Raw genomic sequence first — 2,610 nt, forward strand, 5'->3', positions numbered from 1 at the left:
GATGGCAGCGTGGTCTCGGTGGTCGAGCCGGGGCCGCCCACCCTGCGGCGCGGCGCCCGCGTGCGCGTCCTCCGCCATCCGGCGCGCCTGGTGCCCGCCTCGCGCTGAGCGCGTTTCCGCTTGCCAAGCCGGTCCGCTCTCCCCACACTCTCACCGGAGCGCCGCGGCGGCCGCAACCCTCGGGGACAGGCGATGAACGAACGCAGGCTGGGCAGATCGCTGGTGGTCTCGGCCATGGGCTTCGGCTGCATGGGGCTGACCGAGTCCGCCGCGGCACCCGATTCCGCCGCCGCCGAGGCGCTGCTCCGCCACGCGGTCGATCGCGGCGTCACCTTCTTCGACACCGCCGATGTCTATGGCCTCGGCGCCAACGAGCGCCTGGTCGGCCGCGCCCTCGCCCCGGTGCGCGACCGTGTCGTCCTCGCCACCAAGTCCGGTATCCGCCGCGGCGCCGACGGCGCCTTTCTCGGCATCGACGGCTCGCCCGCCCATCTGCGCGCCGGCGTCGAGGCCAGCCTCCGCCGCCTCGCCACCCCGGTGATCGACCTGCTGATCCTCCACCGCGTCGATCCCGCCATCCCGGTCGAGGATTCGGTGGGCGAGATGTCCCGCCTCGTCGCCGAGGGCAAGGTGCGCTTCCTCGGCCTGTCCGAGGCGTCGCCCGACTCGATCCGCCGCGCCCACGCCACCCACCGGCTCGCCGCGGTCGAGAGCGAATACTCGCTCCTCACCCGCGACCCCGAGGCCGGCACGCTGGCCTGCCTGCGCGAGCTCAACATCGGCTTCATCGCCGCCTCGCCGCTCGCCCGCGGCCTGCTCACCGGCACCCTGCACGAGCCGGACGACCTGCCCGAAGGCGACGTCCGGCGCAACCAGCCGCGCTTCTTCGCCGGGAATTTCGACCGCAACGTCGCCCTCGTCCGCATCGTCGAGGACATGGCGCACCGCCTGCGCTGCACCCCGGCCCAGCTCGCGCTCGCCTTCCTGCTCGCCCAGGGCAGCGACGTGGTGCCGATTCCCGGCCCGACCGGCCTCGCCGAGTTCGACGAGAACATCCGCGCGCTCGACGTGCCGCTCTCCGCCGAGGATCTCGGCCGGCTCGCCCGCGCGGTCCCGCCCGGCGCCGCCGCCGGCGCCCGCCACGTCCCCGAGCAGATGGCGACCCTCGGCCACTGAGCGCGCGCCGCCCGGCGGCGCCGCGACAGGATCAGATTAGCGCGCCGCCCCTGCGGCGGCGCGACGGGGTCAGACTTGCGCGCCGCCCATGCGGCGGCGCGACGGGGTCAGGTCTCGAAGCCGGTGCAGCGCCGTCCCTGGATCATCGCGAGGAACTCCCGCCGCGTCGAGGGGTCGTCGCGGAACGCGCCGAGCATCCGGCTCGTCACCATCGACACGCCCGGCTTGTGCACCCCGCGGGTCGACATGCATTCGTGCCCCGCCTCGATCACCACGGCGACGCCGCGCGGCTGCAGCACCTCGTTGATCGTGTTGGCGATCTGCGCCGTCAGCTTCTCCTGGATCTGCAGCCGCCGCGCATAGGCGTCCACCACGCGGGCGAGCTTGCTGATCCCCACCACCCGCCGGTTCGGCAGGTAGGCGACATGGGCGACCCCGATGATCGGCACCATGTGGTGCTCGCAATGCGATTCCACGCGGATGTCGCGCAGCAGCACCATCTCGTCATAGCCCTCGGTTTCCTCGAAGGTGCGGGAGAGAATGGCCTCCGGGTCCTCGCCGTAGCCGCGGAAGAAATCCTCGTAGGCGCGGGCGACGCGGGCCGGCGTGTCCCGCACCCCCTCGCGGTCGGCGTCGTCCCCGGCCCAGCGGATCAGCGTGCGGATCGCCGCCTCCGCGTCCTCGCGGCTGGGGCGGCCGTCCTCCAGGGTGGTGTCGAGCTGGTCCGGCGGCGTGCGAATGTCCACGTGCGTGTCTCCATGTCCTGCGCGGATCCGGCCGTCGCCCGGCCACCCGCCTCGACGCTGATATGGTCGGGGGTGCGAAACTGGCAACCCGCCGGCGGGCTCAGTGCCGCCGCTGGTCCGCGTGCGGGCTGTCGAGGCTGAAGCCCGGCGTCGGCACGTCGAATTCCTCGCCGCTGTCCACCGCCACCATGTGGAAGATCCCGGTCATGAAGCCCGAGGGCGTCTCCAGCGGCGTGCCGGAGGTGTATTCGAAGGCGTCGCCGGGGTCGAGCACCGGCTGCTCGCCGACCACGCCGGGGCCGTGAACGTGCTGGACATGGCCGTTGCCGTCGGTGATCGTCCAGGTCCGCATCATGAGCTGCGCCGTCACCTGGCCGACATTCTCGATCCGCACCTGATACGCCCAGACGAAATGCCGCTCCTCCGGACGGGACTGGTCCTCGAGGAAGATCGCCCGGATGCTCACCCTGATGCGGGCATCCTCGTTGACGAACAGGGCGCCGGTCGGGTCGGGGCGGTGGCTGGTCATGCGTGGACGTCTCGTCGTTGCGGGCCGGTTCCGGCCCCTCTTCACGTTTTTGTAGTCCCCGCCATCCCCGACGACAAGCCGGCCGCCCGGCGGGCGTGACCGCGCGCCGGATCGGGAGTAGGAAGGCCGCATGAGAAGGCTTCCCATCGCGGCCCTCCG

3 protein-coding genes are annotated in these 2,610 nt (G+C 72.6%); 1 reads left to right on the top strand and 2 read right to left on the bottom strand.

The window, feature by feature from the left end; genetic code table 11:
* Positions 1-192: 192 nt before the first annotated feature.
* A complete protein-coding gene (locus APM_RS11740; RefSeq protein ID WP_012040215.1) occupies positions 193-1,176 on the top strand; it encodes an aldo/keto reductase in 984 nt (327 codons plus the stop codon).
* Between the two features lie 107 nt (positions 1,177-1,283).
* Here APM_RS11740 and folE read toward each other — a convergent pair whose 3' ends face one another.
* A complete protein-coding gene (gene folE / locus APM_RS11745; protein ID WP_007423597.1) occupies positions 1,284-1,922 on the bottom strand; it encodes a GTP cyclohydrolase I FolE in 639 nt (212 codons plus the stop codon).
* Positions 1,923-2,022: 100 nt separating this feature from the next.
* Positions 2,023-2,451: a Co2+/Mg2+ efflux protein ApaG gene (apaG, locus tag APM_RS11750; RefSeq protein ID WP_007423598.1), complete on the bottom strand. Its 429-nt coding sequence runs from the start codon at positions 2,449-2,451 to the stop codon at positions 2,023-2,025.
* Between the last annotated feature and the right edge of the window lie 159 nt (positions 2,452-2,610).

It is taken from the genome of Acidiphilium sp. PM (assembly GCF_000219295.1).
Lineage (GTDB): Bacteria > Pseudomonadota > Alphaproteobacteria > Acetobacterales > Acetobacteraceae > Acidiphilium > Acidiphilium multivorum.